This window comes from Tropicimonas aquimaris (genome assembly GCF_042676185.1).
Lineage (GTDB): Bacteria > Pseudomonadota > Alphaproteobacteria > Rhodobacterales > Rhodobacteraceae > Tropicimonas > Tropicimonas aquimaris.
Genome location: NZ_JBHTJT010000016.1, coordinates 1 through 7,308 on the forward strand (window position 1 = coordinate 1; position 7,308 = coordinate 7,308).

General features: G+C 61.2%; 5 protein-coding genes and 1 pseudogene. 2 read left to right on the forward strand and 4 right to left on the reverse strand.

Annotated features, from left to right (window positions below; translation table 11 throughout):
• The first annotated feature begins 735 nt into the window (after nt 1-735).
• Entirely contained in the window at nt 736-2,040 is a 1,305-nt protein-coding gene (locus tag ACFQ2S_RS11630; RefSeq protein ID WP_386074622.1) for a glycosyltransferase family 4 protein, read from the forward strand.
• The gene (locus ACFQ2S_RS11635; protein WP_386074623.1) at nt 2,033-3,010 is read left to right on the forward strand and encodes a sulfotransferase; all 978 of its coding nucleotides are present in this window, start codon (nt 2,033-2,035) and stop codon (nt 3,008-3,010) included. Before ACFQ2S_RS11630 ends, ACFQ2S_RS11635 begins: the two co-directional genes overlap by 8 nt.
• A gap of 212 nt (nt 3,011-3,222) precedes the next feature.
• Here ACFQ2S_RS11635 and ACFQ2S_RS11640 read toward each other — a convergent pair whose 3' ends face one another.
• The 4 genes and pseudogenes from ACFQ2S_RS11640 to ACFQ2S_RS11655 form a co-directional block, all read right to left on the reverse strand.
• Entirely contained in the window at nt 3,223-4,386 is a 1,164-nt protein-coding gene (locus ACFQ2S_RS11640) for a glycosyltransferase family 4 protein (protein ID WP_386074625.1), read from the reverse strand.
• A 43-nt stretch (nt 4,387-4,429) separates the two neighbouring features.
• Nucleotides 4,430-5,437, reverse strand: a complete 1,008-nt coding sequence (locus tag ACFQ2S_RS11645; RefSeq protein ID WP_386074627.1) for a glycosyltransferase — start codon at nt 5,435-5,437, stop codon at nt 4,430-4,432.
• Between the two features lie 159 nt (nt 5,438-5,596).
• Nucleotides 5,597-7,096: an oligosaccharide flippase family protein gene (locus tag ACFQ2S_RS11650; protein WP_386074628.1), complete on the reverse strand. Its 1,500-nt coding sequence runs from the start codon at nt 7,094-7,096 to the stop codon at nt 5,597-5,599.
• A 25-nt stretch (nt 7,097-7,121) separates the two neighbouring features.
• Nucleotides 7,122-7,308: pseudogene (locus tag ACFQ2S_RS11655) on the reverse strand (methyltransferase); the annotation flags it as partial.

Here is a 7,308-nt window from a genome sequence, read left to right on the forward strand (position 1 = left end):
AATGACAGTTCGTAGCGCCCGCGAAAGCACCCGGCCGCGGTTGTACGCGGCAATCACGATGTCGGCTTTCGGCGGAATCTCAGCCTGGTGAGTGCCTGTCATTGCCAGTCTCCCGATCGCCGACGACAGAAGTGGGTCATGTTGGAGTAACCTTGCTCGCGATAGGGGACACAGCTGACTGGCGGCCGCGGACGATGAGACACGATCCATCGGATTTCAACAAGACGGCATAAGAGATCATCCACTGTTGGTGCGCGCTACAGGTCCGTGTCCCGCCGTCACCGCAGAATGTCGGGGGGCTGACGAACGGGAATAGGGCCCGCAGTGAAGCTCCAACACATCGGCCAGGTCTGCCCTGCAAACTTGGAGCGCCAGACGATGGAAATCCTTCCCATCGCTCCCGCCCCACTGGGCTGTTTCCAACGATGGACGAGGACTGACGATGGGATCGAAGCACTTGAAATGGGCACGCGTCCCCATGCCGACACACTCAAGAGCACCCTGCCCTGCCTCTTCCCAGAGATATCTGACGCATCCGGTTGATCGGCGAGGGCCGTGCGGGTACAAAACTAGTATTACTTGGGCAAGCTCGCGCGCCGCCCCTGCAGAGCGTCATTCCGATCTCTGGCAGCCCAATGGCTCTCGATTGGCCCAACGCCTTGAGCGTGGCACTTCCCGCGCATTGCTGGCGCAAGCGACGAAAGCGGCTACGGTGAAACGCCAGAAAGGAACGGGATGCGGATAGCCATCGTCGTGCAACCGCTCGACAGCGTCGCCTTGCCGTTTTCACATGGCTCTTCGTTGGCCATTGTTGGATACAATCTTGCGCGCGAACTGGCTGAGTCAGGCCACAAGACCGTTCTGTACTGCGGAGGAAAGGAAGGCGATCGCGTTCAGAAAGAGGGGAATCTCAAGGTCGTCACGATCCGCGTGCCCTTGAAGAATGCATTCAAGCTTGCCGATCGAGTGACCGGCATCTTCGATGTCTCGCCTCCGCTGATGACGCGGCAGAGTTACTTTTCCGGCTACTTCAAGGAGGTCGCGCACGCTCTCGAAGGCGAGGACTTCGATATCGTCCATGTCTTCACGTACTTTCAGTTCATGCCGATGCTGCGCGATGCAGCGCCCAACGCGGCGCTGTTGCTCCACATGCATGGTGAGACGGCCTCCATGGCGCCCGACAGCGTCCTCAATCCGGCTCTGCCAGCGATTGATCTCGCGATCGGCTGTTCACAGTTCCTCGTGGATCGTCTGGTCCAGAAGGCACCCTCCCTTTCGTCCCGGAACGCGGTCCTGTGGAACGGCGTGGATCACGTTGTCCAGGACCAAGCGCCAGAAACTGATGCGCCGCGATCTGGCCCCCAACGGCTGCTCTTTGTCGGCAGGCTCTCCCCCGAAAAGGGCATACATGTGCTTCTTGACGCGTTCAACGAGGTGGCGCGCCGGCGCGACGATATCGAACTCGATCTGGTTGGTGGCGCCGGGCTTCTGCCCTACTCCTTTCACGTCGGCGTGTCGGATGACCCACTCGATGCCACGCTTCGCGGGTTCTACGGGGAGACACTGCGCGGCAAGCTCTACCGGCAGATTCTTGCCAACCAGACGGCGTTTCTCAAGGACATGAAAGCGAGGGTCGACCCCGATGCGGTCGAGCGGGTGAACTTCAAGGGTGCACTGCCGCATGACACCATTCATGATCTCTATTCTGCGTCCACGATCGTCGTCTTTCCGTCGGTATGGAACGAGCCGTTCGGAATGCCTGTTGCCGAGGCGATGGCCGCTGGCGTTCCGGTCATCGCGACCGAAAGCGGCGGCATCCCTGAAATTGTCGATTATGGCAGAGCTGGCATTCTCGTGCCTCGGGGGGACGCGGCCAGCCTCACACAGGCAATCGACGATCTCCTGGACGCGCCCGAGCAACGCCGACACCTCTCGATCGAAGGTCGCGCGCGCATGCGTGGAGACTTCACCTGGCCTGTACTTACCCGAAAGCTCGAAGCAATCTACGAGCGGGCGATAGAGCTACGCCACAATGGCTGATGACCGGCATAGGATCTCGACCGACATCATCAGTTGCGCCAGGCCCGGCCCGTTCGTTATCGTCGGGCGTCCGCATTCTGGCACACGCGCCGTTGCCAATGCGTTACTCGAGGCCGGGGTGTTCAACGGTGCCGAGATCGCGGACGGTTTTCTCGACAGCGAGATCTGGTTTGCACGCTTCGTACTGCCGATCCTGAGCGATCCTGCCATGCCGGCGCTTCTCGACCAGCCGGACGCGGCGAAGAAACTCATCGATGTGCGATTGCACGACACGTTGTCCTACTTCTTCAAGGGCCACGACCCGGCCGACGCTCGCCCGTGGGGCTGGAAACTGAGCGAGTCGCTCTTCTTAATGCGCGAACTCACCGAGCGCTTCCCGGACTCGCGCTTTGTCCATGTCATCCGCGACGGGCGCGACGTGATGCTGTCCGACGGGGGCTATTTCCAGCTGACGATGCCGCCGCCATCAGCGCGCGCCCCCAAACGCCTCGCGAGGAAACTCTGGACACTCGCCACGAACCCGCATCAACGGTTCTTGCGCAAGTTCGACTATCGACGGTTTTGCGAGATGGTGACCTTCGGAGATCATGGAATGTCGTCGTGGAAGGACATTGATCTCGCGGACCCGCAAGCCATTGTACGTCATCGATTTCGCCTCCAAATGCAATCGTGGATCCATTGCGTTTCGAGCGCACGCAGGATTGGCCGCGACCTCGGGCCGACGAAATACTTTGAGGTGCGTTATGAGGATTTCTGCCAGGAGCCGCGCGCCCACGCTCGTGCCATGTTCGAGTTCCTGGAGATCACTCCTACCGAAACACTGCTGACCAACATCGAGAAGACAATATCGCGCGCACGGATCGGAAAGTGGCGTCGATTTGTTCCTGACGGCATCGACGAACAGCAGGACTTCGAGAATGCTCTCGCCCACGGCGGACGGCTGCTGGATGAACTCGGCTACAACGACTGACCGGACCTGCCGCAGGGCGCTTCACCTCCTGAGCCCGCGCCCGAGGCTTCCTGGAGTACCGGGCTTCCGCCGGTGCCATGGAAGTATTGGCGGCCAGATCGCCGGGGACTCGTTGCCCAAGGTGATTTCGGCCGGATGCCGCCTCCCGCTCGAGTGCCGAGATTTCGGGCCGGCTCCCCCCGCGATTTGAACAATTGGCCAAAGCATGTCCGTTAGCTGCTCACGATCCGGTCGAACACGCCCTGGCACGTTCTAGCGGCGGCCTGCCAGTTCATCGTCCCGAGCACCTTGTCGCGCGCATTGGCGCCAAGTCGTTCGGCATTCTCCGGGTCGTTCACGAGGCGCAGAATGTATTGGGCAAACGCTTCGGTGTCCCCGTTCTCTGCAACCAGGCCGTTGGCTTCGTGCTCAATCACCTTTGCAGATCCTCGATAGGCTACAACAGGCATCCCCGCTGCCATGTAGTTCAGCAGCTTCTGAGGAATTCCGTCGCAAACCGAACGCGGAAGCACGGCGATCGCTCCGCGGGCGAGGCGGTCGGGCAGATCTTGGAAGGTGTCGGGTTCCACGTCGATGGAGCCACGAATGCCAAGCGCTTCGGCCTGTCGCCCCAGGCTGTCGAAATCGCCGTTCGTGTAGACCTTGAGTCTCAGCTGAGGACAGGTCTCGCGCGCGATCGAGAACGAGGTAAGAAGATCGCCGAACCCTTGATACCGAGACAGGGTGCCTGTGTAGACGAGCGTGTTGGGTTCCACCTCATCGCGCAAGATGGGCGCAAATTCGTCGACCTCAACGCCATTCATGGCAACGGTGACCTTGTCCGGGTCGAAACCATGGCGCTCCACAAGCGCGGTCCGGATGTCTTCGGTGACGGTGACCACATGATCGGCCCGGGACGGCAATGCGCGGTCCAGGAACGCGCCAAATCGGCACGAGGCGGCTTTCATCGGGCCCGATTGGTACGTCGGCAACTCGCTGGCGAGCATCGTGTGGGCATCATAGACGATTGGGACCATACGTCGGCCGCGCGCTGCGAGGGCCACCAGCAAACCTTCGAAGTGATGGGCATAGATCAAATCCGGAGGGCGCGCCAGGAGACGGCGTTTCAGAAGCCTGACCATCGCCGGATCGTAGCGCATCAGCTTTGCGACCGTCGGCCCCGGCGCAATCGTGCCGGGTTTCAGTTCTCCGAACACCCGGTGGATCGGAAACGCCATCGGATACTCGTCCTGGCCGATGTGGTATGTCACCAGCTCCACATCGTTGCCCAGGTCCTGGAACGCTTCCGTCAGCCGTTCGACCCGGATCGGCGTTCCTCTGCGCGCTGGAAAGGGACACGCTGCGACGACGGTTATTCTGAAACAGCGGTCCGCCATGGGCTCCTCCGAAGCAGCGATCCTTCAAGCCCGGTCAACTTGCTCACCGCTTCGTAAAATGACCGGGTGCAGCTCCGAAAAGCCGAACCTTCGCATTTTCAGCGAACGTGGAAAACCCGGGGATGACATTGGAAACTCCATCCACGGCCACCCGCAGCGAGTTCCAGTTGACGAACCACCACTGCTTCAGCACCCGGTTGCATCGGCTGCGTTCATCGGCCGTGAGCGATTCCTCCTGAGCCACGATTGCCTGATACTTGCGGTAGAGGATCAGAGACGGCACCTCGAACCGGCGTCCCTGGTCGCCGTCGTGCCAGGTCTGCCTGGCCTGCACGGAGATATTCTGTCGCGTGTAGCGGTTGGGATGTTCGCGCATCTCCACCAGCGGCTCCGGAATATGGGCGAAACCTCCCCGTAGCGCCATCTGGGCGAGAAAGGCCCGGTCTGCGCCGTGGAATGTCCCGTGCAGCAGCGAGTTCTCCATCGCGTCTCGCCGGACAAGGCCGAAGAAATCGACGCAGGAATGGGATCTCAGCACGATAGCGGCGAAACGGTCCGACGGGCGGGCGTGATCGGCCACGGCCAAGATGCCGTCGTACTGATCGAAGACAGCCCCCTCCGCATCGATGTAATCCACTCGGCTGTTGCACAAGACCACCTCGGAGCGATCGTCCAGCACCGACATCGTCCGCTCCAGATATTCCGGCTTCATCCGGTCATCATGCGCGAGCCACTTGAAGTATCTGCCGTGGCCTTCAGCCCAGACGCGATTGTAGTTCCTTGCGGCGCCAATGTTCGTCTCATTCCGGAGATAGGTGACCCGCTTATCGGAAGCCGCCAGATCCTTGACGATCTCGGCCGTTCTGTCGGTTGAGGCGTTGTCACACACCAGTACCTCGAGGTCGTCGAAGGTCTGGCGCAACGCAGAGCTTATCGCCTCCTCGAGATAGTTTTCTCCATTGTAGACCGGAATCCCGATCGTAGCTGCCGGAGACGCATTCCGCGTCATCTTCAACCCGGCAGGATACTCGTGAAAACTGTTCATCTTCATTCTACCTCTGAGATTAGGCACTCCCCCCAAGCGAAGTGTCGGGTCGCTCGCGCGATACCGACACTCTCCCCACACCCATACCAATTGGCTCCGATTCGGCTGCGTGATGCAACGCTTTCGGCGGTTTCGGTGCCATCTTCCCATGCAAGTGCGCTCCACCTAAACGCGCGTTCTGGCGAGCCTGGCCCGAAGCCAGCTTAGGGTCCTTCTGCCAGGCAACAGCCCAACGATAAGAGCTATGACGCAGTAGACGAGCCCCCCGAGCAGGAAGCCGAGCCACCATTGGCCAGTCAACTCGGAAAGCTCATACATCGCCCCTGCGCCGAGAACGCCGGCCAGGGCTGCGCCCGCGAGCTTTCGTGCGAGCGGCATCCTGATGCCGGCTCGATAGGCCATCACCGCGACACCGCACAGGATAAAGGCCTCGACCAGGGTTCTTGCGACCGCCGCACCCGCGCCGGAATGGATGGGGATAAGCAGCCAGAAGAGCCCAAAAGCAAAGATGGCGGCGGCGCCGTCGAGCAACAGCAGCTGCCGCTGCCGCTCGACCGCAGCCAGGGCAAAGCGAAAAACGCTGGTGATGGCCGAAAGGGCCATCGCCGGCCCGATCAGCACCATCGCGGCGCCGGCATCTACAAAGACGTTGCCGCCGATGAGAACCACAATGTCCTCCGCGAAGACCGTCGTCGTTATCACGACACCTGCACCGAACCAGAGCATCACCGACACGGCCTCTCCTACGTTCCGCGAGAGAAGCGCGAAGTCACGCCGTGAGGCAGCTTCCGTGAAGTTCGACATCAACAAACCCGAGAACCGAGGGGGCATGGATGTGACGATCTCGAAGACCTTGGTCGGGATCCCGTAAAGCCCAAGCGCGCGCGACGATTGCGTCAACGCCATCACCAGCATATCGCCGCGGAGAATGACGATCAGCAGGATTCGCGAGCCTGCGAAGGGCAGCCCCTCGATCACGAGGTTGCGCCAGATGGCAGGATCGGCCACCAGCCGGAAAGGTTCCAGCAGCGCCGCCCATCGCCATGCGATTGCCAGTGTCAATGCCGCCGACCCGACCAGGGCCGCCAGCATTGCCAAGGCGCCCCCGTCGAGCGCAACCGCCAGCACTGTCAGGGCAATGAGCGCCGCGCTGCCGGCCATTTCCGCCATCACCTGCCGGTCCTGTCGCAGATGCCGCTGGAACACCGCGATCAGCAACTCGCTCGCCTGGTAGACCGTGAAGTAGAGAGCGCCGACGAACATTCCCGTCCGCACAACCGGATCGTCCAGCAGAAAGAGGCCCGCGACAGCGGCCAGGAAGAGCGCGGCGCCTGTTGCCACCAGCCGGAGGGCCATCGCGGCACCGAAGTAACGGGCATGGGAGCCGGGCTTTCCGAGTTCCCGCAAGAGGGTCATGTAGAGCCCGAGATCCACAAGCACGGAGCCGAAAATTACGTAGTTCAGGACTTCACGGTATCGGCCATAATCCTCGGGACCGAGATGGCGCGTGGTCAGAACGGTGACGGCGATGCCGGCGATGACCGCGACGACCTTGCCGGCAACCACCATGGCCATGTTCTTGGCAACAGACGGATTCAGCACGGAAGGCGCTGGTTCTGCCTTGGCTCCGGGAGCCGGGGTCTCCGTCATGCCAGTCGTCGCCATTCCTTCTCCTCTCGGAAGCGCGCCGCTAGACCGCGACAATCTCCGGCGAGAGCCCGATATCGGCAAGGCTACGCGCGATTTCATCGAGATACACGGGATTCATGACAATGACCGTATCCGGCGGCGTGGCCGCCAGCGCTTGCGGTGCCATCACCTGGATGCCAGTGCCAGGCAGAAAACGGTTCTGCTTGTAGGGATTGATGTCGATCACT

Bases quoted from the DNA above. Each gene is read 5' to 3' on its own strand.
- ACFQ2S_RS11630 (WP_386074622.1), top strand. From the start codon at position 736: ATGCGGATAGCCATCGTCGTGCAACCGCTCGACAGCGTCGCCTTGCCG.
- ACFQ2S_RS11635 (WP_386074623.1), top strand. From the start codon at position 2,033: ATGGCTGATGACCGGCATAGGATCTCGACCGACATCATCAGTTGCGCC.
- ACFQ2S_RS11640 (WP_386074625.1), bottom strand. From the start codon at position 4,386: ATGGCGGACCGCTGTTTCAGAATAACCGTCGTCGCAGCGTGTCCCTTT.
- ACFQ2S_RS11645 (WP_386074627.1), bottom strand. From the start codon at position 5,437: ATGAAGATGAACAGTTTTCACGAGTATCCTGCCGGGTTGAAGATGACG.
- ACFQ2S_RS11650 (WP_386074628.1), bottom strand. From the start codon at position 7,096: ATGGCGACGACTGGCATGACGGAGACCCCGGCTCCCGGAGCCAAGGCA.